The organism is Halomonas sp. FeN2 (assembly GCF_020595105.1).
GTDB classification, from domain to species: domain Bacteria; phylum Pseudomonadota; class Gammaproteobacteria; order Pseudomonadales; family Halomonadaceae; genus Vreelandella; species Vreelandella neptunia.
In genome coordinates, this window is record NZ_CP074200.1 from 3162587 (window position 1) to 3184189 (window position 21603).

At 56.2% G+C, this 21603-nt stretch carries 22 protein-coding genes; 12 read left to right on the top strand and 10 right to left on the bottom strand.

The genetic code is table 11. The features are described 5' to 3' along the window. The first annotated feature begins 128 nt into the window (after window positions 1–128). Genes KF947_RS14645 through KF947_RS14660 form a run of 4 tightly spaced genes read left to right on the top strand, consistent with a single transcriptional unit; the run spans window position 129 to window position 4023 of the window. Entirely contained in the window at window positions 129–902 is a 774-nt protein-coding gene (locus KF947_RS14645; protein ID WP_133730907.1) for a pseudouridine synthase, read from the top strand. An 11-nt stretch (window positions 903–913) separates the two neighbouring features. After that, window positions 914–1786, top strand: a complete 873-nt coding sequence (gene tcdA, locus KF947_RS14650) for a tRNA cyclic N6-threonylcarbamoyladenosine(37) synthase TcdA (protein ID WP_133730906.1) — start codon at window positions 914–916, stop codon at window positions 1784–1786. Beyond that, window positions 1783–2001 carry a DUF1653 domain-containing protein gene (locus KF947_RS14655; RefSeq protein ID WP_133730905.1) on the top strand — a complete coding sequence of 73 codons (219 nt, stop codon included), beginning with the start codon at window positions 1783–1785 and terminating at the stop codon, window positions 1999–2001. Before tcdA ends, KF947_RS14655 begins: the two co-directional genes overlap by 4 nt. A 27-nt stretch (window positions 2002–2028) precedes the next feature. Continuing rightward, window positions 2029–4023: an ATP-dependent DNA helicase RecQ gene (locus KF947_RS14660; RefSeq protein ID WP_227404283.1), complete on the top strand. Its 1995-nt coding sequence runs from the start codon at window positions 2029–2031 to the stop codon at window positions 4021–4023. Window positions 4024–4032: 9 nt separating this feature from the next. On the opposite strand, the gene KF947_RS14665 is transcribed toward KF947_RS14660, so the two are convergent. The 6 genes from KF947_RS14665 to KF947_RS14690 form a co-directional block, all read right to left on the bottom strand. Further along, on the bottom strand, window positions 4033–5454 hold the full coding sequence (locus tag KF947_RS14665; RefSeq protein WP_227404284.1) for an FAD-dependent oxidoreductase: 1422 nt from the start codon (window positions 5452–5454) through the stop codon (window positions 4033–4035). Beyond that, the gene (locus tag KF947_RS14670; RefSeq protein WP_227404285.1) at window positions 5454–6386 is read right to left on the bottom strand and encodes a polysaccharide deacetylase family protein; all 933 of its coding nucleotides are present in this window, start codon (window positions 6384–6386) and stop codon (window positions 5454–5456) included. Before KF947_RS14670 ends, KF947_RS14665 begins: the two co-directional genes overlap by 1 nt. A gap of 4 nt (window positions 6387–6390) precedes the next feature. Continuing rightward, window positions 6391–7344 (bottom strand): polysaccharide deacetylase family protein, encoded by a 954-nt coding sequence (locus KF947_RS14675; protein WP_227404286.1) that lies wholly within the window; start codon window positions 7342–7344, stop codon window positions 6391–6393. 28 nt (window positions 7345–7372) lie between these two features. Continuing rightward, a complete protein-coding gene (locus KF947_RS14680) occupies window positions 7373–8038 on the bottom strand; it encodes an isochorismatase family protein (protein ID WP_227404287.1) in 666 nt (221 codons plus the stop codon). A 65-nt stretch (window positions 8039–8103) separates the two neighbouring features. Then, window positions 8104–8997 (bottom strand): isocitrate lyase/PEP mutase family protein, encoded by an 894-nt coding sequence (locus KF947_RS14685; RefSeq protein ID WP_227404288.1) that lies wholly within the window; start codon window positions 8995–8997, stop codon window positions 8104–8106. A 43-nt stretch (window positions 8998–9040) separates the two neighbouring features. Beyond that, on the bottom strand, window positions 9041–9463 hold the full coding sequence (locus tag KF947_RS14690) for a nuclear transport factor 2 family protein (protein ID WP_227404289.1): 423 nt from the start codon (window positions 9461–9463) through the stop codon (window positions 9041–9043). A gap of 213 nt (window positions 9464–9676) precedes the next feature. On the opposite strand from KF947_RS14690, the gene KF947_RS14695 reads away from it, so the two are divergent. The 6 genes from KF947_RS14695 (at window position 9677) to KF947_RS14720 (ending at window position 15726) form a co-directional block, all read left to right on the top strand. Continuing rightward, on the top strand, window positions 9677–10483 hold the full coding sequence (locus KF947_RS14695; protein ID WP_088698372.1) for a GntR family transcriptional regulator: 807 nt from the start codon (window positions 9677–9679) through the stop codon (window positions 10481–10483). A gap of 145 nt (window positions 10484–10628) precedes the next feature. After that, a complete protein-coding gene (leuC, locus tag KF947_RS14700; protein ID WP_227404290.1) occupies window positions 10629–12068 on the top strand; it encodes a 3-isopropylmalate dehydratase large subunit in 1440 nt (479 codons plus the stop codon). Then, on the top strand, window positions 12068–12706 hold the full coding sequence (gene leuD, locus KF947_RS14705) for a 3-isopropylmalate dehydratase small subunit (RefSeq protein ID WP_227404291.1): 639 nt from the start codon (window positions 12068–12070) through the stop codon (window positions 12704–12706). The genes leuC and leuD overlap by 1 nt, the downstream gene beginning before the upstream one ends. Before the next feature lie 139 nt (window positions 12707–12845). After that, window positions 12846–13844: a TRAP transporter substrate-binding protein DctP gene (dctP, locus tag KF947_RS14710; protein WP_088698369.1), complete on the top strand. Its 999-nt coding sequence runs from the start codon at window positions 12846–12848 to the stop codon at window positions 13842–13844. 62 nt (window positions 13845–13906) lie between these two features. Beyond that, window positions 13907–14413, top strand: coding sequence for a TRAP transporter small permease (locus KF947_RS14715; protein ID WP_035576621.1), 507 nt, complete (start codon window positions 13907–13909; stop codon window positions 14411–14413). Further along, entirely contained in the window at window positions 14413–15726 is a 1314-nt protein-coding gene (locus KF947_RS14720) for a TRAP transporter large permease (protein ID WP_088698368.1), read from the top strand. Before KF947_RS14715 ends, KF947_RS14720 begins: the two co-directional genes overlap by 1 nt. A gap of 85 nt (window positions 15727–15811) precedes the next feature. On the opposite strand, the gene zigA is transcribed toward KF947_RS14720, so the two are convergent. Continuing rightward, on the bottom strand, window positions 15812–17038 hold the full coding sequence (gene zigA / locus KF947_RS14725) for a zinc metallochaperone GTPase ZigA (RefSeq protein ID WP_227404292.1): 1227 nt from the start codon (window positions 17036–17038) through the stop codon (window positions 15812–15814). Between the two features lie 267 nt (window positions 17039–17305). Between zigA and KF947_RS14730 the strand changes: the two genes are divergently transcribed. Together KF947_RS14730 and KF947_RS14735 are read left to right on the top strand one after the other, a co-directional pair. Beyond that, window positions 17306–17950: a DUF4433 domain-containing protein gene (locus KF947_RS14730; protein ID WP_133730890.1), complete on the top strand. Its 645-nt coding sequence runs from the start codon at window positions 17306–17308 to the stop codon at window positions 17948–17950. Between the two features lie 10 nt (window positions 17951–17960). Continuing rightward, a complete protein-coding gene (locus KF947_RS14735; protein WP_133730889.1) occupies window positions 17961–19040 on the top strand; it encodes a macro domain-containing protein in 1080 nt (359 codons plus the stop codon). 54 nt (window positions 19041–19094) lie between these two features. On the opposite strand, the gene KF947_RS14740 is transcribed toward KF947_RS14735, so the two are convergent. The 3 genes from KF947_RS14740 to KF947_RS14750 form a co-directional block, all read right to left on the bottom strand. Next, the gene (locus KF947_RS14740) at window positions 19095–19370 is read right to left on the bottom strand and encodes a TIGR03643 family protein (RefSeq protein ID WP_133730888.1); all 276 of its coding nucleotides are present in this window, start codon (window positions 19368–19370) and stop codon (window positions 19095–19097) included. A gap of 18 nt (window positions 19371–19388) precedes the next feature. Continuing rightward, entirely contained in the window at window positions 19389–20762 is a 1374-nt protein-coding gene (locus KF947_RS14745; RefSeq protein WP_227404293.1) for a PepSY-associated TM helix domain-containing protein, read from the bottom strand. 104 nt (window positions 20763–20866) lie between these two features. After that, window positions 20867–21490, bottom strand: coding sequence for a class I SAM-dependent methyltransferase (locus tag KF947_RS14750; protein WP_227404294.1), 624 nt, complete (start codon window positions 21488–21490; stop codon window positions 20867–20869). Window positions 21491–21603: the final 113 nt, after the last annotated feature.

Below are 21603 nucleotides of genomic sequence, written 5' to 3' on the forward strand. Positions count from 1 at the left end.
GGATGACATCGCACTGCTTAGCCGCGACAATGGCGCCTTGTTGCCATTCGTTGTTAAAGCAGTCGTTAAAAACAGCTTTTAAGACAGATTGTAAGATAGCTCTAGTCACTGTGTTATCGGGGAGTCATATGACGCCACTCAACATCCTCTATCAGGATGAGTATCTCGTTGCGGTGCATAAGCCGTCAGGGCTTCTGGTGCATCGCTCGGCGTTGGCGCGTGGTGAAACCGAATTTCTGCTTCAGCGCTTACGCGACCAGCTTGGCAAACGGGTATACCCAGTTCATCGGCTGGATCGACCTACTTCTGGAGTGATCGTTTTTGCGCTCTCTTCAACGGTTGCCGGATTGCTCAGCGAAGCGTTTAGCGAGCGTCAGGTAGAGAAGCGCTACCTGGCGGTGGTGCGCGGTAAAGCGCCGGAGAGTGAACGCTTGGATTACCCGCTACGGGAAGAGGACGGTACGCGACCCAAGGCCGAAATGCCCGCCATGCCTGCAATGACCGATATTCGCCGCCTGGATAGCGTTGAGCTGCCGGTTCAAGTTGATCGCTACCAAGTCGCTCGCTACTCACTGGTGGAGGCACGGCCGCTGACCGGGCGCCGCCATCAGATTCGTCGCCACCTTTCCCGGCGTGGTTATCCAATTATTGGCGATGCCAAGCATGGTAAAAGTGTCCACAACCGCTTTTTTGCCGAGCAGCTGGGCGCACCACGCTTACTGCTCGCGGCGACCTACTTGGCCTTTGATCATCCGTTGTTAGACAAGCGTGTACAATTGAGCTGCGCTCTGGATGACACCATGATAGCGCTCTTTAATCATTTTGGCTGGGCAGGGCACTTGCCGCTGGATAGCTTACGCACGCCGCCACATGCCACACCTTCCGCCCTTCAAGCGCTATGAGTGAGTCTGCGATGTCCTCAGCTATCCCAACAGCCAGCCCAGCCGCCTCTGCTGATTCAGCCTCGGGGGATTATGATTTTCGCTTTGGTGGGATTCGTCGCCTCTACGGTCAGCGTGCTGCGAAGGCGTTTCGTCATGCCCACGTGGTGGTGGTCGGTGTCGGAGGGGTGGGAAGCTGGACAGTAGAAGCACTAGCACGCTCGGGCATTGGCAAACTGACGTTGATCGATCTGGACGACGTCTGTGTGTCTAACGTCAATCGCCAGCTCCACGCGCTGGATGGCACCATTGGTCAGCCTAAGGTTAATGTGCTGGCCGACCGCTGCCGTTTGATTGCCCCGGAAATCGAGATTATGGCGGACACTGCCTTCGTGACACCCACCAACCTGGCTGAGCGGATTCCCGATGACGCCGATCACGTGGTGGATGCCATCGACAGCGTGATTGCTAAGGCCGCGCTGATCGCCTGGTGCAAGCGACGCAAAATTCCCATCACGGTGACCGGTGCGGCCGGTGGGCAAACCGATCCCACGCGTATTCAAGTCGCGGATCTCACCCGTACCGAGCACGACCCGCTGCTCTCCAAAGTGCGCTCGCGGCTGCGTCGGGATTACGGCTTCTCCCGCAATCCCAAACGGCGCTTCTCAGTGGAGTGCGTCTACTCCGACGAGCAGTTGATCTATCCCGGCGCCGACGGTGAAGTCTGCCTGCAAAAGCCCGGCAGCGGTGACGCCACGCGCTTGGATTGCGCTTCAGGCTTCGGGGCTGCCACTTTCCTGACTGGCACCTTTGGCTTTGTCGCCGCTTCAAAGGTGCTCGAGCGACTCGCCAAAAAAGCCAACCAGCCAGCCGCCACAAACGCACCTCAAGAGGAGAGCCAATGACCGCCCCCGTTCCCGGTATTTACCGCCACTACAAAGGCAGCCTCTACGAGGTGCTTGGCACCGCCCAACACAGCGAAAGTGAAGAGCTGCTGGTGGTTTATCGCGCTCTCTACGGTGAGTACGGCCTCTGGGTGCGCCCGCTCGACATGTTCGTTGAGACGGTCACTAAAGAGGGGCTCACTCAGCCGCGCTTTGCGTTGGAGAAGGCATTTTAAACTGAGTTTCGTTAACACGGAGAGCCTATGTCCCCCACATCACCCCAGCAAACGCTGAAAGACGTATTTGGTTTTGACGACTTTCGCGGCGGCCAGCAGGCGGTGGTGTCAAGGGTGTTGGATGGCCACTCCACGGCGGCGATTTTCGCCACCGGTGCGGGAAAGTCGCTTTGTTACCAGCTCCCGGCGCTGCATCTGCCACATCTAACCCTGGTGGTGTCGCCGCTGCTGGCGCTGATGCAGGATCAGCTCTCTTTTCTAACCCGCCATGGTGTTGCCGCTGCCAGCATTGATTCCACTCAAGACCGCGAAACGACGCGCGATGTCATGGATCGCGCCAAAAGCGGTGAGCTGAAAATCCTGATGATCTCGGTGGAGCGGCTTAAGAACGAGCGCTTTCGCCACTTTCTGCGCCAAGTGAAGATCTCGCTGCTGGTGGTCGATGAAGCCCACTGTCTTTCCGAGTGGGGGCATAACTTTCGCCCTGATTATTTGAAGCTGCCGGATTACCAGCGCGATTTTGCCATTCCCCAGGTGCTGCTGCTTACCGCCACTGCGACACCCACGGTGATTGCCGATATGAGCGAGAAGTTTGCTATCGCGCCAGAGAACGTCATCACCACCGGCTTTTACCGCCCCAATCTCGAACTGCTGGTGGCACCCGCTATGGAGGATCGTCAGCAGCAGTTGATTGAGTGGCTTAAACCCCAGATGCAGCCGGGCAGCGAAGCGCCAACGATTATTTACGTCACCCTGCAACAAACCGCCGAACGGGTGGCGAACGCACTGACAGCCCAGGGCATTGCCGCCCAGGCGTACCACGCGGGACTAGATTCCCAGCGGCGGGATGAAATTCAGCGCCAGTTTATGGGCGGTGAGTCGCCCTGTATTGTGGCCACCATTGCTTTTGGCATGGGCATCGACAAGGGCGATATTCGCAACGTGGTGCACTATGACCTACCCAAATCCATCGAGAACTACAGCCAGGAGATTGGTCGGGCGGGGCGTGATGGCCTGTCTTCCACCTGCCTGACCATGGCCGGGCGGGATGGCCTGCGGGTGCTGGAGAACTTCGTTTACGGCGATACACCCGAATACGCGGGCATCTACCGCCTGTTGGAAGAGATCGCTGCGGCAGGCCAATCGGCAGACCGACAGTGGGAGGTGCTACTCAATACGCTTTCCCAGGATACCAATATCCGCCCGCTGCCGCTGAAAACACTGCTGGTACGGCTGGAGATGCACGGCATTATTGCCCCGCGCTTTGCGTTTCTCGCCGAGTATCGGCTGCGCTACCATCTTGAGCCTAGTGAATTGGTAAATCGATTTGAAGGCGAGAGGGCGGCGTTTGTGCGACTTTTAGTCGATAATATTCTCATCGCCCGCACCTGGGGTACGGTGGATTTTGAGCGCCTACATCAGGCGGGGCAGGCGCAGCAGATTGACGCTTCCCGTGCTCGCGTCATTACCGCCCTTGAGTACTTTCAAGATAAAGGCTGGCTGACCCTGGAAGGCAAGCGGATGACCGATGTTTACGAGGTATGTCAGCCCAGTTTTGCCATTGAAACGCTGGCGAGCCAGCTGTATGAAGACTGCCTCAAGCGTGAACATATCGAGATCGAGCGGCTTCAGGCCATGCTGGCGCTGTTTGAGTCGGAGAGCTGCCTAACACGACGCCTGGCCGAGCATTTTGGCGATAGCACTTTTGATACGCCATCCGACACCGAGCAGGGGCGCTGTGGTCACTGCTCGGTGTGTTATGGCCACCCGGTAAAACTACCGGATGCACCTCCACAACCCGAATTAACGGCGGCTGATTTTCAGCGCTACGCAACGCCGCTGATTGAGCGTCACACCGACCAGTTTGGCCAGCTACCCAATGCACAGCGGCTGGCGCACTTCCTGTGCGGCTTAACCATGCCGATCTTCACCCCACTCAAAGCCCGCAGCCTTAATGGCTTCGCGATCTTTGAGCAGCGCTCCTATCCTGAAGTGCGCCAATGGGCGGAGGCAATGCTGTAGCGAGTAGCCCTAGGGCAATACTGCTGAACTGAGCTTCAAATGAAGCAGCTCAGCGGCACTTCTGCCCGCTACAGCCCCCAGCACCACAGCACTCAGCAGCCCATTGCCAGAAAGATAGCCGCTATCGTTGGAGCCTGAAACACCGCGGGCGGCACCGCCTGCGGCGAACAGGTTGGGTAGCGCTTGGCCTTGGGTATTGAGCACGCGTGCAGTGCGATTCACTTCTAAACCGCCCTGGGTATGAAACAGCGCACCGGTCACGCGAATGGCGTAATAGGGTGGCTCGAGTAGGTTCACTGAGTCAAAACGGCGACCAAACGTATCTTCCGTTTGCTGTTCGGCATGCTGCTGCATCTCCGCAAAGGTGGCCTGCAGCGCTGTTAGCGGCAAGTTCAAACCAGCGGCCATCTCTTCAAGGCTGGCAAAGCTGCGCACCGCGCCGCTCTCCTGGGCATTACGATAATCTTCAAACGCCTGAGCCGATTCATGAATACGGGCGTCATAAAGATTCCAGGCAATTTTCTCCGGCTGGGCAAGCACTTTGGCCGCCTGTTCGGAGTAGCCGCCGTGCTCGTTGGAGAAGCGCTCGCCGTTTAGATTGACCTGAATGCCGCCCTGCATCATCAGTGCCCAGCTAATCAGAATCTGGTGAGGTGTCGCCAGCGACCCGTGGCCCTGGCAGGCGCCCAAGTCTTTGGTGCTAGCGCCCATGGCCTGACCCCACAGCAGCGCATCGCCCTGGTTGCCTTCATGGCCGTAGTAGAGCGCGTGTTTGAGCGTGGGTAGATAGCGATCAACCAGCTCAGCGTTACCGCCATAGCCGTTGCAGGCCAAAATCAGCGCGTCGCAGCCAATGCTTTCGCGGCTGCCGTCCGGGCGCTCAAGGGTTACGCCCCGCACCCGCTGAGTGTCATCAACGTGCAAATCTACTACCCGCGCCTGGGTCAGAATATCAACCCCCGCCGCTTCAGCGGCATTGAGCAGCGCGCCCATCAGCTCTTCGCCGGTTCGCCTTGGGGTAGCGTGCATGCGCAGGTGGCGGTGCCCAGGGTAGAGAAAGCCCTCCACCAGTTCAAAGGGCACGCCGTGCTGATCAGCCAGCCACTCGATGGTTTGGCCTGATTGAGTAGCGAGGAGTTCGACAATAGCTGGGTCTGCCTCAAAGCCGTTCTTCTTTTGAATATCTTCCGCCATGGCTTCAGCAGAGTCAGTGACGCCCAAATCGTGCTGAAAGCGCGTATTGGCAGCAGGAATAAAGCCCGACGACATCGCCGTGCTGCCACGGGGCAGGGTGTCGCGCTCTAAAACAGCAAGCTCAACGCCCGCTTCCTGGGCGGCTAACGCCGCTACCAGGCCGCAGGCCCCTGCGCCGATAATCAGCAGCGGAAGGTGGGCATCAAATCCGTCGTGTGTGTAGGGAAGTACCGCCATTACGCCTGCTCCGCAGCATGGTGGAAGGCATCCAGAATCTCACCCGCCGGGGCCTGCCACACTTCCGGATGCCCGTTAATATGGGCCAGCACTTCTTCTAAGCAGGCAATGCGATGGGGCTGGCCCACCAGCCAAGGGTGGAGGTTTAAGGCGAATAAACGACCGCCCTGCTCGCGAGACTCTTCCAACAGAAAATCGAAAGCGTCTTTCACCTGGGTCACCCAGGAATCTTCCGAGTGCAGGTTCTGGCTCATCACAAACTGGTCTTCGATCTCTGTGGCCAGCGGCATCATGGTCAAACTGCCTGTCTTGGTTTCACAAGAGTAAGGCATATCGTCGTTCACCCAGTCGGCGCAGTATTCAATGCCGTTGTCTGCCAGCAGGTCGGGGGTGTTGAAGCTTTGGTGCTTGGCGGGGCTTAGCCAGCCGCGAATAGGTTGACCGGTGACGCGGCGCAGAGTGTCCACAGAGCGCTTGACCAGCTCGGCCTCCTCCTCGATCGGCTGGCCGCCGTAGTGCAGGTGATCCATGTTCCAGCCGTGAGCGATAAATTCACCGCCATGCTCTTTCAAGCGCTGCACCAAATAGGGTGTCTGCTCCGCCAACTGTGCGTTGATGGCAAAGGTGGGGGTGATGTTGTTCGCCGCCAGCGCTTTGAGCACCCGATAGATGCCCACCCGGTTACCGTAATCCCGCAGCGAGAAGTGGCGTAGATCGGGATAGGGCATGGTCATGCCGTTAGGTACTTTAAATGGCTTGCCGCGCTGGTTTAGCGGGTAGAACTGCAGCGAAATATTGACCCACACCGCCAGGGTTTTGCCTTCGGGCCAGGTGACCGGTGCGCGTTCGCTCAGCATCGACCATGTGTAGCGCTCGTGGTCGTAGCCGTGGCGGCGGTAAGGGTAGTCGAGATAGTCGTCGTTAAGCGCCATAGCGTTACCCCTGTTTGCCTGCAGTGGTGGCCTGGGCCGCCATACTGTCGAGGGCGGCATCGTAATAGTTGGCCAAGTAGTAATCAGCAATCTCGCGCCCGGTGGCGACCCATACATCCGGGTGGCCGGTGATGTACTCCAGCGCCTCTTCAAACGCCTTGATACGGTGTGGGCAGCTCACCTGATAGTTGTGGGTGGGAATGCACATCACCGTGCCAGACTCCGCGCCCTCGGCATATAGGCGGTCAAAGTGGCGCTTGAGCATGGTGGTGTACTGGCGTGGCTCTACTTTGTTCACTGCATAGACAATGGTGTCGTTCATCTCCAGCGAGTAGGGCATGGAGATAAACCGCTTACCGGAGCGAACGCTGATCGGCGTCGGCTGGTCATCGTGGAACAGGTCGCAGGTATAAAGCCCGCCTTTCTCGCCGAATAGCTCTTCGCCCACTTCAGCAAATAGATCCAGGGTGCGCTCTGAGTGGGAGAGCGCAGGCGCCAGATAGCCCGCGCAAGCTTGGCCGGTATGGCGGTGAATGGTTTCCATGCTGTCGCGGATCATCGCCCGCTCCTGGGCTTCGCTCAGGCCGTAGGTGTAGCGTGTGTTGTAGATGCCGTGGCTAAAGAACTCCCAGTCACGCTCGCGGCACATCTGGATAATCTCAGGGTGGTGCTCGCAGAGCGCCACCGACAGCGACACCGAGCCGCGAATGCCGTACTTCTCCAGCAGGGCCATTTGACGCTGGTGGCCAACCCGGTTGCCGTAGTCCCGAATGCTGTAGCCGGGCACCGAAGGGTGCGGATGCGGCCAAGGGTTGCGCTGGGGGTTCAGCGGCGGGTCGAGTTCGTAATACTCAATATTGGGGGCGACCCAGAAGGCCACCTTGGCGCCTCCTGGCCACTCGATTTTAGGGCGTTGGTCGTAGGCCCAGTAGTCGTAAACGCCTAGTGACTCTTTCATAACCGGCTCCTTTGAAACTTGGTAGGCCTTAGGCGCTGCCACTCAGCCATTCGAGTACATCGGCAACCGGCAGAACATCGGCGTACTTGAGGTGCAGGTCGGTCAGGTTGGCGTAGTGGTAGCTCTCGTGCTTGTCTGCCACGCACTCCATGGGCACGATGGTGCGGTAGCCCCGGGAGAGGCTCTCCACGGCGGTGGCGCGGATGCAGCCGGAGGTGGAGCCGCCGGTGATGATCACCGTATCGACCTGGTGCCATACCAGCAGCGACTGCAGCGGCGTTTCGAAAAAGGCTGAAGGCATGCGCTTGGTGTAGATCACGTCGCGGCTGCGGTCGATCTCGCAGCGCTCGTCGAATTCGGCCCGCTCAGAGCCATACTTAATGTTTTGCAGCGAATCAGGCGTATCGGTACGCGTACCCCAAACACCTGCGTCTTCGGCGGAGTCTAGAAAAGCGACGTGAGTCCAGACCACCGGCCAACCTTTCTCCCGAAAACCGCGTGCCAGCTGGTTGGTGTACTCCAACTGCTTGGGGTCGGTTTCGTAGGCAGTGTTGAAGAGATCGGTGCGGGTGTAGGCCTTTTGCGGATCGACGTTAACCAGCACCGCTTTGTTGCCAAAACCAAACGGCACCCGCTGAGGGTTAGCCATGACATCGTTAAAAATCTCTTTCGCCGTTTTGTCAGTGGTCTGCATCGTCGTCTCCTGAATAGTTATTTATTCGCACTTATAAATAATGGGCATGGTTTGGTGAGCGAGGGCTAGCGATTGTCGTACTGCTCGCCCAGCTCCAGCATCGCCTGGGTGCCTAAATAGTCGTTAAGCTGTTTGAAATCGAGCATCTGGTCGCGGAAGGCGTCGGTAGTGCCGTCCCGTTTTAGCGTGGCAAAGAAACGGCTGGCCATATGGGTAATCGCCCGCACCAGTGCGCCGGGAAAAATCACCAGCGAGAAGCCAAGGTCTTCAAGCGCCTGGGCGTTCTGCAGCGGCGTGTCGCCGCCTTCGACCATATTGGCCATGATCGGCACCTTGCCTTTGAACTGGGTCATGATCTTGCGGATATCTTCGTCGCTACGGATGCCTTCGATAAACAGCATATCCACGCCAGCTTCATAATAGGCCTGGGCACGCTCAATGGCGCTGTCGGTGCCTTCCACGCCCAGCGCATCGGTGCGGCCAATAATAAGCGTGCTGTCATTTTCTCGGGCGTCCAGTGCGGCGTGCAATTTACCGACCATTTCGCTTTTGGAGACCAGGGTTTTACCGCGCAGGTGGCCGCAGCGCTTCGGGTAGGTTTGGTCTTCAAGCTGAATAGCGTTGGCGCCAGCGCGCTCCAGCAGGCGCACGCTGCGCATCACGTTCATGGCGTTGCCAAAGCCGGTATCGCAATCCACGACCACGGATAAGTGGGTGCGCTCACGAATATGCGACATGGCAGTGCAAATTTCGGTAATGCTAAGCAGGCCAATATCCGGCCGCCCCAATTGGGTATAGGCCAGGCTGGCGCCGGAAAGGTAGACCGTATCGAAGCCCGCTTGCTCAGCAAGGGACGCACCAAGGGCGTCAAACACGCCAGGGGCGACCACAATGGAGCTGTCTTGCAACTGCTGTTTAAGTTGGGCGGGCTGGCCTGTAGCGTGCTGTTGGCGTGTCATAGCTATCTCGTCATTGTAAGGTAAGCGAAAAGTAGGGTAGGCGTTAGCTGCTTGTTCTCGCGGCTAGCGCCAAGTCATTCCAAACGTCCTGGCGGGTAATCAAGCCATCGGTTAATTCAAAGCGGTCGATAAAGCGCACGCCGGTGGATGTGCTCCCATCCAACCACTCCACTGCCAGCTCGCCATGGCAGACCACCACGCTGTGGGAAGTGGAAGTGCCTTGTTTTGGATGACTGCAGAGATCGACGGCGTAAAAGGTTTTGCTCACCCGGCGGTAGCGGGTTTTGGCCCACTCAACGACTTCACTTAATCGCTGCATAGGTGCAGCGCCAGGGAACTGCATCACCACGTTAACCGCCAGGTAGCGCTCTGCGCAGGCCAGGTCGCGGGCCTCCATGGCGCTTAGAAAAGCGCGCACCTGCTTTACACTGCGGCTGTCTGGGTCAGTCATCTCTGCGTTAGGCATTTCGACTCTCTTGCAACTAGCTGCTCACGTGAGGCCCCATCGTTAGCGATACGAAACAGCGCTGGTTCTGTGATAATGGCTTTCAAGCGGCAGTAATTGTGTTATTGATTAGCTGTCGATATGTATTATATGTAATACATTTTTATGTCTATTATTATCCCTACGTCAAGCCCGACATAAATTTTTTGAACAACATCCTGAGGAGAGGCGTGGATGAGTGAGGCACAATCCTCTGCGGTGGGCGGCACCAAATCCCACCGTATTTACCTGTTACTGAAAGATGCAATCTTGAGCGGGCGGCTGCCTGCGGGCAGTAAATTGCCCGGCGAAAATAAACTGGCGGAGCAGCATGGGGTGTCGCGAGTCACCGTTCGGCGTGCCATGGAAGCGCTGCAAGCGACGGGCATGGTAGAGCGTAAAGCAGGCGTGGGCACGGTGGTGCTGGAGCAGCCGCTGGATGCCACGGTGATGACCGCCAGCGTCTCAAACCTCATGCCCAATATGGTCAAGATGAGCCAGGCTTCTCAGGTGCGGCTGTTGGAGTTTGCCTATGTGCTGCCACCGGAAATGATTCGCGAGCGGTTAGGCATGGGGCCGAGTGGGAAGGTGCAGCGCTCGGTGCGGGTGCGTATGGTCGACGACAAGCCGTTTTCCCATTTGGTAACCCATGTGCCTGAATCGATTGCCCTGCACTACAACGAGATGGATTTAGCCAATACACCGCTATTTGTGCTGCTGGAGCGCAGCGGCGTGAAAGTTGATCACGCCTCCCAATCGATTTCCGCCACTCTGGCCAGCCACGAAGTGGCGGAAGCGCTGGATGTGGCCGTGGGTTCCCCGCTGATTTCACTGACCCGCGTGGTGTTTGATGAGCAGGGTCGAGGTGTCGAACATTTGGATGCGCTCTACCGTCCTGACCGCTATCGTTTCCAGATTGATCTAGAGCGAAACGGCGATGATGACTCTCGCTACTGGGAGCCGAAGGTAGGCGGAATGCCTACCGGGGGGAAGGCTGAGTAGGGTCATTGGGGTGTTTTTTAATGTATTAAATTTAATACAGATTTAAAATTACAAAAAATACATTTGACCTGTGTTGTGAAATTGCGCTAGTTGTATTGGGTGAGAACGATAAGTCTAACGAAGGCCGAGGCAACGAGCGACGACCATGAGTACCCCAACAACGCTGTTTGACAAAGTTTGGCGCGCCCACGAGGTTCACCGTAGTGAAAGCGGTCAGAGCCTGCTGTGGATTGACCGCCACTTTGTCCATGAAGGCTCCTTCCATGCGTTCAATAAGCTGGCTGAACGCCAGTTGCCCGTTGCCCGGCCCGATTTAACCTTCGGTATTGCTGACCACTACGTACCAACGCTGACCCGCGACCTGGCAGGTGTTGTCGATCCCAAAGTGCGCTCAATGATTGAGCAGCTCTCCCGCAATACCCAGCAGCATGGGGTGGCGCTGTTTGGTCTTGATGACCCCCGCCAGGGCATTGTGCATGTGCTGGGGCCCGAACAGGGACTCACTCAGCCCGGCATGGTGATGGTCTGCGGCGATAGCCACACCGCCACCCACGGCGCCTTTGGCAGCATTGCCTTTGGTATTGGTGCCTCGGAAGTAGCCCATGTGCTGGCTACGCAAACCCTGTGGCAGAGCAAGCCCAAGGTGATGCGGATTACGGTGGAAGGCCAATTGGCCGAGGGCATCACCGCCAAGGATATTGCGCTGACCTGGATTGCGCGCCTGGGCGCCGACGGTGCTCGCGGCTATGCCATTGAGTACGCTGGCGAGGCGATCCGCTCGCTCTCCATGGAAGCGCGGCTTACGCTGTGTAATCTCTCCATTGAGGGCGGCGGTCGCTGCGGCATGATTGCCCCAGACCAAACCACCTTCGACTATCTGCGTGACCGTCCCTGGATTCCGCAAGGGGAAGCTTTCAAACAAGCCTGCGCCTACTGGGCCACGCTCTACAGCGACCCAGGCGCCCGTTTTGATCTTGAAGTGACGCTGCATGCGGACGAAATCGCTCCCACGGTGACCTGGGGCGTCTCGCCTGAAGAGGCACTGCCGATTGACCGCGCTGTGCCCGACCCAGAGCAACTGAGCGATCCCGCGAAAGCGCGCCAGGCTCGGGAGAGCTTGGCCTATATGGGCTTAACGGCGGGCCAAAAACTCACCGATATCAACATTGATCGGGTCTTTATCGGCTCTTGTACCAACGCGCGTATTGAAGATTTACGCGCCGCTGCCGCCGTGCTGGTTGGGCAAAAAAGTCGTGTGCCCGGCATGGTCTCGCCCGGATCAACGCTGGTGAAAACCCAGGCCGAAGCTGAAGGATTAGACCGTATCTTTATCGACGCAGGGCTTGAGTGGCGACACTCCGGCTGCTCCATGTGCGTAGGCATGAACGGTGATTTAGTGGCCAGCGGCGAGCGCTGCGCTTCGACGACCAATCGCAACTTCAAGGGCCGCCAAGGGCCGGGGGCACGCACTCATCTGATGTCACCCGCTATGGTGGCCGCCGCGGCGGTGAGTGGGCGGCTAACCGATGTGCGTACGTTAACAGCGGGCGTTGATTCATCCGTTCAGGCTACAGGAGCTCGCTAATGCAACCTATTACCGTACTAGACACCCTTGGCGTTGCCCTTGCCGCGGCTAACGTGGATACCGATCAGTTGATTCCCGCGCGCTTTATGAAAGAGCCGCGCAGCGTCGGCTACGGTCAGTTTTTACTTTATGACGTTCGCCACAACGAACAGGGCACACCGGACGCCGAGTTTATTCTTCATCGCCCTAATGCTGCCGACGCTGAAGTGATGGTCAGTCGCCGCAACTTTGGCGCGGGGTCATCGCGGGAAGCGGCAGTCTATGCACTGGTCGATTACGGCTTTCGCTGCGTGGTGGCGCCAAGCTTTGGCGATATTTTTGCGTCTAACGCCGTCAATAACGGCTTATTGCCCGCAGTGGTGGAAGAGGATGACGCCGAGCGTTTGCTAGCAGCCCTTGGTGATACACCGGCGGCCATTTACGTTGATTTGGAGAAGCAATTAATTCGTGTCGCTGAAGTAGAGGTCAGTTTTTCAATTAGCACCGTTTGGCGCACCAAGCTGCTGAACGGTTGGGATGATATTGATATGACCCGCCAGCACGCTAACACCATTACCGATTTCGCAGCGAACTACGCCAGGCAGTTCCCTTGGACAGCGCCCAGGCTTCCTGAGACCGAGATTATTAGTAAAGGGTAATGCCAAGGCTAAAACAATATTGCCAAACATTCTCATTACAACAATGTGCACGCTTGCATCAGATGTTTTAAGAAGGGTTCACAAAAAATATCAACACAACAACCGCTATAAAAAACCACCTTGTGCAGGAGACTAACTCATGAAAAAAGTAACCCTTACCCTGGGCATGCTAACAGCCCTGGCGTCCACTCAGACCCTAGCATTGGATCAAATTAACGCGGTGCATGCGTTTCCTCCCTCGCTGATCTATACCCAGAGCTTTTTAGAGTTCGTCGATAAGGTTAACGAGCGCGGTGAAGGTGTGGTGCAAATTAACGTGCGCGGCGGCCCTGAAGTGATTGGTCTTTCCGAGCAGCCCGACGCAGTGCGCAACGGCGTGGTGGATATGGCCTACACCGCCGCGAGCTTCTACGCAGGTACCGTGCCAGAGCGCGATGCCATGGTGGCTTCTAACACCAACGCTATTTTCGCCCGTGAAAATGGCGGCATCGATCTGCTGAATGAAATTCATCAGGAGAAGATGGGCACTTACTACCTGGGCTGGTTCGACAGCGGGGTCAGCTACAACTTCTACACCATTGATGAGCCCACTATTGATGACGAAGGTAATCTAAACGTTTCGGGCCTACGTCTACGCAGTAACCCGGTGTATGACGCCTTCTTCCAGGACTACCTGGGCGCGCAGCCAATCAGCTTGCCGACCACCGATGTTTATGCGGCCCTGGAGCGAGGCGTAGTGAACGCGACCGGCTGGACTCAAATTGGCCTGAAAGACCTCAATTGGGATCGTTTCCTTAACTACCGGGTTGACCCTGCCTTCTTCTCTACCGATATGGGGGTGATCGTTAACCTGGATAAGTGGAACCAGCTCAGCGAAGAGTCGCAGCAAATTCTTCAGGAAGTCGCCATTGAGCATGAGCGCGACAGCGCCGAACAACTGGCTGAATTAGCCAAAGAGCAGCAAGCCGAGCTTGAGGCTGATGGCATGCAGGTCATTACCCTGGAAGGCGAAGCAGCACAGCGCTTCTCAGACGCTGCCCGGGATGCCACCTGGGAGCGTATGCGCGGCCAGATGGAGCGCCACCCCATGGGGCTTGAGCATTACGATACGTTGATCGAAAAATTCAACGATCTATAGAAACGTAGGGGCGCCGAGCGATCGAGCGCCCTATTTGTGTGGCTTATTTTCTAGGGTTTTTTATGCGCTACGCACAACGCGGCTATCTGCTGCTGCTCAACGGCATGGCACTGCTGGCCGCCATCATGCTGGTCTGGTTGATGGTGGCCGTGGTGCTTTCGGTGGTGATTCGTAACTTAGGGCTTCAGCCTTCTGCGTGGTTTTTCCTCTCCACTGAATACGCCATGTTCTACCTCACTCTGCTCGGAGCTCCCTGGCTGGTGCGCCAAAAAGGGCATGTGCATATCGAGCTGCTGACCTCGGTGTTGCCACCAGCAGCGCTGAATATCCTCAGCCGTGGGGTGTCGCTGCTCTGTGTCGTGGTGTGCGGCGTGCTGGCGTGGAAGGGGCTTGATCTGGTGCTGCTCAATATCGAGCGCACTGACTATGACGTGCGGGCTTTCTTTGTGCCGAAATGGATACTAACCATCGTCTTCCCCATCAGTTTTTCCCTGATGGCGATCGAATTTGGCCGCTTTGTGGTGGGCCATGAAATTCTTCACAGCGGCGAAGCGGGGATTAAAGAATAATGGAATGGTACTTTGCGCTCGCTTTCCTACTCTCGCTGATTCTCCTGTTCATGGCCATTGGCACCCCCATTGCTTTGGCGTTTTTGGCCGCCAACGTGATTGGCGCCTGGCACTTTATGGGTGGCCAAACCGGCATCTTACAGATGCTCAACAACGGTTTCGGCGCACTCTCCAGCTTTAACTTGGTGCCCATTCCGCTGTTCTTGTTGATGGGCGAACTGTTTTTTCGCACCGGGCTGGGCATGAAAATGTTCAACGCTGTGGATCAGCTAATGGGCAAGGTGCCAGGGCGTTTATCTTACGTCACAGTGGTGGGGGGTACGGCGTTCTCAACTCTGAGTGGCTCCTCCATGGGATCTACGGCATTAATGGGTTCGCTATTGGTGCCGGAAATGGAGCGGCGGGGCTATAAAAAGAAAATGGCGATTGGCCCGATTCTGGGCACTGGGGGCCTGGCAATTATTATTCCGCCCTCCGCGCTGGCAGTGCTGTTAGCAACCTTAGCGAAAGTGGATATTGGCGCACTGCTTATCGCTGGTATTCTGCCGGGGCTAACGCTGGCGGGGTTCTATATCGCGACCATCTTTATTCAGACTAAGCTGGATCCTTTGGCCGCCCCGAATTATGAGCTTGAGCCGGTGCCGCTGAGCGCGAAGCTCAAACTGATCGTGACCGATATTCTACCCATGCTCAGCGTGATGGTGATTATCGTCACGCTGATGCTGATTGGGTTTGCCACGCCCTCAGAAGCCGCAGCCTTTGGTGCGCTAGGCGTGATTATTCTGGCGTTTATTTTCCGCTGCATGACCTGGGAGGCGTTTAAGCTTTCGGTCACCGGGGCACTTAAAGTCACGCTGATGGCCTACCTGATCGTGTTTGGCTCGGCTACCTTCAGTCAGCTGCTCGGCTTCTCTGGCGCTTCGGGTGGCTTGATCGGCTGGGCGACCAGTTTTGATCTGTCGCCGATTCTTATGCTCCTGGCAATGTTCGCGGTGCTACTGGTGCTGGGAACCTTTATGGAGCAGATCTCTATCATGATGCTAACCGTGCCGATCTTTTTCCCACTCGCCCAGGCGCTGGGGTTTGATCTAGTGTGGTTCGGGATCGTTGTTTTGCTAGCGCTTGAAATCAGTTTCTCAACGCCACCATTAGGGCTGCTGCTTTTTGTGATGAAAGGTGTCGCGCCTGCGGGTACTACCATGAGTGAAATTTACTCGGCGGCGATTCCCTACATCCTCTGTTCGATGCTGCTGGTCGCGGTGCTGATCGTGTTTCCGGGCCTCGCTACTTGGTTGCCCAGTATGCTGCAATAGAGCTTTTAGCAAGAAAAAATGCAGGCAATAAAAAAGGGAGAGGCTGCGGCCTCTCTCTTTGCATTTAAGCGTTATTAGCTCTTACTTATTCCCAGGACGGGAATGGATCAGGCAGTTTCTTCCACGCGGTCATGCCTTCCAGTAGTTCCGCTTCGCTTAGCAGGCAGCCATCCAGCGCTTCACGCATTTTAGCTTGATCCAGGTTCTGACCGATAAACACCAGTTCCTGGCGCATATCCCCGAACGGCTCCTGCCACTTCTCCATAATAAACTGGCGCGTTTCAGGATCCGTCGGCCAGCGTTCTTCGGGAATCGCCTTCCAGAATACCCCGGCTGGGCCGTGGTGGGCGATGCCGCCTGCCTGGCTCCACTGACCAGCGGCCTGGGGGCGAGTGGCGAGCCAGAAAAAGCCTTTCGAGCGCAACAGGCCCTTACCAAACCACTCCTGGTTCAGCAGATCGTGGAATTTCTGCGGATGGAATGGGCGACGGGCATGATAAGCAAAGCTGCCAATCCCGTACTCTTCGGTTTCTGGTACATGCTCGCCGCGCATCTCTTTTAGCCAGCCCGGTGCCAACTGGGCACGCTCGAAATTGAACTTGCCGGTATCCAGTACTTTATCGAGCGGCACGCCGCCTTGAGTGATTGGTACCAGCTCCGCGTCGGGGTTCAGCGAATGCAGGATAGCCTTCAGCGCTGCTAACTCATTCTCACTGATCAGGTCAGTCTTGCTGATCAACAGCACGTCGCAAAACTCGATTTGATCGACCAGCAGGTCGGCGATATTGCGCTCGTCGTCTTCGCCTAAGCTTTCGCCCGCTTCGGCTAGGCTTTGCGCTTCGCGGTACTGTTCAAGAAAGTTGGCGCCATCCACTACGGTCACTAGCGTATCCAGCCGGGCGACGTGGGAGAGACTCTGGCCGCTTTCATCTTCAAAGGAGAAGGTTTCAGCCACGGGCAGCGGCTCGGAAATCCCGGTGGATTCAATGACCAGGTAATCGAACTTGCCCTCTCGAGCCAACTGGCTGACTTCCACTAGCAAGTCTTCGCGCAGGGTGCAGCAGATGCAGCCATTGCTCATCTCTACCAAGCGCTCTTCAGAGCGGTTCAGAGCAACATCGCCATCCAGCGTCGACTCACCAGGGCCACCCCGCACCAGTGCACCGTCGATATTCACCTCGCTCATATCGTTAACGATGACCGCCACCCGGCGGCCTTCACGGTTGGCGAGGATATGATTGAGGACGGTGGTCTTACCAGCACCTAGAAAGCCCGACAGCACGGTGACGGGCAGGGGGGAAAACGCAGTCATTGCTAGTACACCTCTAAACGGGTTTGTGTTATGTGATAATATAACAATAAGGGCGTTTAGAGAAAGACCTGCTTTGAGGGTATTTAAGTGGGTGCGTATTCGCTTGATGTAGCAAGAATGGGATTCACTAATTCTTTGTAGAGACACCACCTTTAATCTCACCGAACTAGGCTACAATCGGCGATGTCAGCGCAGCCAATGAATACCTTCTTAAAAATTAGTGCGACCAGCCTGTGCAAGCTCAGTCAATAAAGGTATGTTTTATTGATGGTTTATAAAAATCTCAATCCAGGAAAAGCTCTAATCTGGCGGATTACTCATCGTCAGAACCTGCCCTGGATTCTAACCAATGGCCTGCATGCGGGTCATGGTAGCAGGCGTGCGCCGGAATGGGTGGTGATTGGCAATGAAGAGTTAATTAGCCGCCGTGCGCATCGCCATGTACCGCTGGCACCCGGTGGCGTACTGAATGATTATGTGCCCTTTTACTTCACCCCTTTTTCGCCAATGTTGTACAACATCCATACTGGCCGTGGCGGCGTGAAGACGGTGGCTAACGAAGATATCGTGATTCTGGTGTCCAGCCTGTATAAAGCTGCGGAACTGAGTTTGCCGTTTGTCTTCACCGATCGCCATGCTTACCCAGTCACTGCCAATTATTTCAATGGCCTAGACAACCTGAGCGCCATTGACTGGCCGCTTCTGCAGCAACGCAACTTTCAGCGTGATCCGGATGATCCTGAGAAAGTTGAGCGTTATCAAGCAGAAGCGCTAATTCACAAATATGTACCTATACAGGCATTGCTGGGAGCAATATGTTACACCCCGCAGTTGCAGCTAGAATTACAGCAGCAGTCCGCTGAGCTGGGTAGCGCGTTGGATATTCACTGTCGGCCCAGCTGGTATTTTTAAGGAGTCAGTCATGATCACTTATACAACAGGCAACTTGCTGGATGCCGAGGTTGAGGCCCTGGTCAATACCGTTAATACGGTGGGTGTGATGGGCAAGGGAATCGCGCTGATGTTCAAAGAACGCTTCCCTGCCAATATGGCGGCCTATGCGCAAGCCTGCAAAGCTGGAAAAGTGCAAACGGGTCACATGTTCGTGACTGAAACCGATGAGTTGATGGGGCCCCGCTGGATCGTCAATTTTCCAACCAAACAGCACTGGCGAGCGAAGTCCCAACTACAGTGGATTATTGACGGTTTAGCTGATCTGCGCGGTTTTATTGAGCGCAATCAAGTGCGCTCAATTGCTATTCCACCGTTGGGGGCTGGTAATGGTGGGCTGGATTGGGCTGAGATTAAGCCTCATATCGAGCAAGCACTGGGTGATTTGCAAGGTGTCGAGATTATCGTCTTTGAGCCGACGGCCAAATATCAAAATGTTGCAAAACGCCAGGGCGTTGAACAGTTAACGCCTGCGCGTGCCTTGATCGCTGAATTGGTACGCCGTTACTGGGTGCTAGGCATGGAATGTAGTTTGTTGGAAATTCAAAAGTTGGCTTGGTTTCTTGAGAGAGCAATTGAAGCAGAAGGCATAGATAATCCGCTGGATCTTCGGTTCGAGGCCAACAGCTACGGCCCCTATGCCGATCGGTTGCGCCATTTGCTCAATGGACTGGATGGTAGCTATCTCAAAAGCGAGAAACGCATCAACGATTGCGATCCGCTGGATACTATCTGGTTTAATGATGATAAACGGGAAAAAGTGGCGCTGTATCTCAAAACCGAGGCAAAAGCTTATCTGCCCGCGCTGGAGAAAACGGCCGAGTTGATTGACGGATTTGAGTCACCTTTTGGGATGGAGCTACTAGCCACGGTGGATTGGTTGTTGTCCCAATCCCAGGCAGCGCCAGACCCTGCATCGTTAATGGAAGGTGTAAGCCGCTGGCCGGGAGGTAAGCACTCAGCACAGCGTAAACTCAAATTGTTTGATCGCCCCAATGTCGAATTAGCGCTTAGCCAGCTTAACTCTATCCAATTAAAGTCTGCCAGCTAGTGATGCTGAAAGAAGGCGCCCATTCATAATTATGGGTTCCGGTTGAGCTGCCATCTAACGCTTATATTGCGTCGGGCAATATCCACGTAGAACATCCGGCGAGCGCAGAGCTTGGTGTTTGGTGGCGCGGCCGGTGACACGCTTGCGCCAGAGGCGAAACGAGGCGGGTTTAAGCTGGTGGCGCATCACCTCAATCACATCCGGCTCGCTCATGCCAAACAGCGTTTCTATCGCTTCAAACGGCGTGCGGTCTTCCCAGGCCATTTCTATAACGCGTGACTGTTCGTCATCGGGTAAGCGGCGAAAGCGCTTAACGGGTGCTTTTGGCATCGTTCACCTCAAGGTATGTTATTGGTGGGCATTAAGTCTGCGGGCAGTGTAGCGCTTTTTAATAGACCAGCGCAGCGCATCGATCACGACGAAACACGCCAGGCTTACACCCAGTATGGGTAGCGCTACGCCAAGCGCGACAGCGACGATCAGCACGCTGAATTGGGCTGTAAGCGGGAGCATTAGCCAGGGCTCGGTTACCGTTGGAAAGCGCTGACCACTCGCCGTGCGCAGTCGCCGCCACGCCATTACGTAACCCCACACCATAAGTGTCACAAGCCCAGCGGCGATCAACGCCAGTACTATTTGATTAGCGATACCAAACAGTACGCCCATATGCAGATCCACCCCCCAGCGAGTGAGCTTGGCGGCCAGTGGAAAGGTGGTAAAGTCGGTTTGATCGGTCACTGTCATGCTACGCGGATGCAGCGCCACCTGGTCTACCTGCGTAGGCCACTGGCGGTCAATTTCCGCTACCCGCCACGCCTGTTGGGGGCTGCTCGGGGGCGTTAGTTGGAGTCGCGCTGCGCTGAGTCCCGCATCACGAGCAGCGCTCAGCGCTCGGTCAAAATCTTCTGGCGTGATAGACGTGGCCACCATGGCCATATGGCCGTGATGCTCAGCATGTTCATCGGCTACCTGGCTATCGGTATCGATCAGTGCTGTTGAGGCGCTTGGCGTGCCCCAGCCCCAGGCATGACGAAGTTCGGCAATATTGCTTCCCGCCCACTGTGACCAAGTGAGCCCCGTTGCCGAAAAGAACAGCAGCCCGAGGGAAAGCGCTACGCCGAGTGTTGCGTGGCGTCGGCGTGTGGTGTAGGTGCCTGAAAGGGCTTTCAGCGCGCGGCGTTGGCGAATCCACAGCGTTACGCCACCCAGCGCGGCAAGCCAAAGCCATGAGGCAGCCAGCTCACTATAGAGACGTCCCACCTCGCCCAATAACAGCTGGCGGTGAAAATGATCGATCGCTGTGCGCAGCGGTAAAATACCGCTGGTACCGTAAACCGTCGTATCACCGGTCACTTTCAGGGTAATGGGATCGACAAACAGCGCCCGATGTTCAGAAGGGCCCAGTTCTGATTCGCTAAACATTAGCCGTGTGGTGTCGCCTAACGCCGGTGCAGGGCGCACCGCGCTGGGCAGGATTGGGGCGTCCAGGTAGTGCTGGGCCGTAGTAATCTGTTCGGCAAGGGAATGAGGTTCGCCCTGAGTAACGCCATATAGGGTGTCATGGTAGAACCACTCTTCAAGTGGCGGGCTGAGTAAGTAAGCGATACCAGACAGTGCCGCGATAAGAATAAAAGGGCCGACGAAGAGACCAATATACAGGTGTAAGCGGCTAAGCATGGCAAAAAGCAGTTTGCCGGTGCGGTTAGAGGAGTGGGCTGTCATTGGCTTGAATCCGAGTGGTATCGGTAAAATAGTTAGACAGCTTAGATAGTTTAATTAGCAACCGCTAGCCTGTGTGTAGCGGTAAAAAGTCACACGCTTAGCGGCTAAGGAGCGATCTTGACGGCTAGTAATGCACGGAATAGACCATTCATGAGCACCGGTTCGTCGTGGCGAATCTGAAACCCAGCTTCGCTGAGCAGTGGCTGTGCTTGGCGGGTAATGTCGGTGGCAAGTGCTGAGGTGACTCCATTCAGAAGACGTCGCCCCGCCCCCGCAGGTTGGCCGTCTGGCTGAAACTTATCCATTACGCACAGCTGCCCACCGGGTTTTAGCACGCGGTACGCTTCGGCAAGTCCACGCTGTGGGTCAGGCATTACCGCAATAATCAGATGCATGATAACGGCTTCAAAGTGCTCATCTGGATAGCTGAGCGCCTCGGCATCCATCACACGACACTCCACGTCGTGGCGAAGCGCCTCGGCTCTTTTTGCCGTGCGCTTTACCATGGCCGGAGCGATATCGGTAGCATGCAATTCGATGTCATGAGGCAGAAAAGGCAGGTCTAACCCTGTGCCAGCCCCTATCAGCAGCACCCGCATACCAGGCTCCCAATCCACCTGCCCAAGCGCAATACGCCTTGGTCTACGAAACGCACGGGTGGCGACCGCATCGTAGAAAGGTGCGTACACGGTGTAGCGCAGGCGGTTCCACGCGGTGGTGTTGAGCATAACACCTCTTTGCAGCTCAACGCTGCGATTGCTGAACGGCGGGTGTCGACTGTTTACATCAGACTACCTATAGCATGAAAGCAATCATTCAACCAATGAAGTGTGCCCATGGC

What these genes read in the sequence shown, in the direction of transcription:
- tcdA (WP_133730906.1), top strand. Translation starts at nt 914, where the DNA reads ATGTCCTCAGCTATCCCAACAGCCAGCCCAGCCGCCTCTGCTGATTCA.
- KF947_RS14645 (WP_133730907.1), top strand. Translation starts at nt 129, where the DNA reads ATGACGCCACTCAACATCCTCTATCAGGATGAGTATCTCGTTGCGGTG.
- KF947_RS14675 (WP_227404286.1), bottom strand. Translation starts at nt 7,344, where the DNA reads ATGAAAGAGTCACTAGGCGTTTACGACTACTGGGCCTACGACCAACGC.
- KF947_RS14740 (WP_133730888.1), bottom strand. Translation starts at nt 19,370, where the DNA reads ATGCCAAAAGCACCCGTTAAGCGCTTTCGCCGCTTACCCGATGACGAA.
- leuC (WP_227404290.1), top strand. Translation starts at nt 10,629, where the DNA reads ATGAGTACCCCAACAACGCTGTTTGACAAAGTTTGGCGCGCCCACGAG.
- KF947_RS14735 (WP_133730889.1), top strand. Translation starts at nt 17,961, where the DNA reads ATGATCACTTATACAACAGGCAACTTGCTGGATGCCGAGGTTGAGGCC.
- KF947_RS14665 (WP_227404284.1), bottom strand. Translation starts at nt 5,454, where the DNA reads ATGGCGGTACTTCCCTACACACACGACGGATTTGATGCCCACCTTCCG.
- KF947_RS14655 (WP_133730905.1), top strand. Translation starts at nt 1,783, where the DNA reads ATGACCGCCCCCGTTCCCGGTATTTACCGCCACTACAAAGGCAGCCTC.
- zigA (WP_227404292.1), bottom strand. Translation starts at nt 17,038, where the DNA reads ATGACTGCGTTTTCCCCCCTGCCCGTCACCGTGCTGTCGGGCTTTCTA.
- KF947_RS14680 (WP_227404287.1), bottom strand. Translation starts at nt 8,038, where the DNA reads ATGCAGACCACTGACAAAACGGCGAAAGAGATTTTTAACGATGTCATG.
- KF947_RS14750 (WP_227404294.1), bottom strand. Translation starts at nt 21,490, where the DNA reads ATGCTCAACACCACCGCGTGGAACCGCCTGCGCTACACCGTGTACGCA.
- KF947_RS14695 (WP_088698372.1), top strand. Translation starts at nt 9,677, where the DNA reads ATGAGTGAGGCACAATCCTCTGCGGTGGGCGGCACCAAATCCCACCGT.
- leuD (WP_227404291.1), top strand. Translation starts at nt 12,068, where the DNA reads ATGCAACCTATTACCGTACTAGACACCCTTGGCGTTGCCCTTGCCGCG.
- KF947_RS14690 (WP_227404289.1), bottom strand. Translation starts at nt 9,463, where the DNA reads ATGCCTAACGCAGAGATGACTGACCCAGACAGCCGCAGTGTAAAGCAG.
- KF947_RS14715 (WP_035576621.1), top strand. Translation starts at nt 13,907, where the DNA reads ATGCGCTACGCACAACGCGGCTATCTGCTGCTGCTCAACGGCATGGCA.
- KF947_RS14660 (WP_227404283.1), top strand. Translation starts at nt 2,029, where the DNA reads ATGTCCCCCACATCACCCCAGCAAACGCTGAAAGACGTATTTGGTTTT.
- dctP (WP_088698369.1), top strand. Translation starts at nt 12,846, where the DNA reads ATGAAAAAAGTAACCCTTACCCTGGGCATGCTAACAGCCCTGGCGTCC.
- KF947_RS14720 (WP_088698368.1), top strand. Translation starts at nt 14,413, where the DNA reads ATGGAATGGTACTTTGCGCTCGCTTTCCTACTCTCGCTGATTCTCCTG.
- KF947_RS14745 (WP_227404293.1), bottom strand. Translation starts at nt 20,762, where the DNA reads ATGACAGCCCACTCCTCTAACCGCACCGGCAAACTGCTTTTTGCCATG.
- KF947_RS14670 (WP_227404285.1), bottom strand. Translation starts at nt 6,386, where the DNA reads ATGGCGCTTAACGACGACTATCTCGACTACCCTTACCGCCGCCACGGC.
- KF947_RS14730 (WP_133730890.1), top strand. Translation starts at nt 17,306, where the DNA reads ATGGTTTATAAAAATCTCAATCCAGGAAAAGCTCTAATCTGGCGGATT.
- KF947_RS14685 (WP_227404288.1), bottom strand. Translation starts at nt 8,997, where the DNA reads ATGACACGCCAACAGCACGCTACAGGCCAGCCCGCCCAACTTAAACAG.